This is a genomic window from Tetzosporium hominis (assembly GCF_002265435.1).
Classification (GTDB): domain Bacteria; phylum Bacillota; class Bacilli; order Bacillales_A; family Planococcaceae; genus Chryseomicrobium; species Chryseomicrobium hominis.
The window spans coordinates 1-235 of record NZ_NOKQ01000181.1 but is presented as its reverse complement, the minus strand read 5'-3'; the positions used below and the strand labels follow the sequence as shown (position 1 = coordinate 235).

Sequence of the window (235 nt, the reverse complement as noted above, 5' to 3'; positions counted from 1 at the left end):
ATGCTTCACGTTTTCTTTCAGATGTATAACTCTGATCGGAAGCTCTGAATAAAGGCGCTCAACAAAGTCGACGCTCTCCCCGGCATCATTAACAATAATAACTTCAAACGGTTCAACAGACTGTTTTGCAATAGATTCAAGCAATTCGCACAAAGCGGTGACCCGATTATGCGTGACAACTACGATAGATATGTTCATGTTTGTGATATACGCTCCTTCTTATTTCATTCTAAAC

The 235-nt window shown here is 40.0% G+C and carries 1 protein-coding gene; it reads right to left on the bottom strand.

Features of this window, described 5'->3' with window-relative positions:
• A partial coding sequence (locus CF394_RS03815; RefSeq protein ID WP_133079798.1) for a glycosyltransferase family 2 protein occupies positions 1 to 198 on the bottom strand: 198 nt, incomplete at its 3' end.
• Positions 199 to 235: the final 37 nt, after the last annotated feature.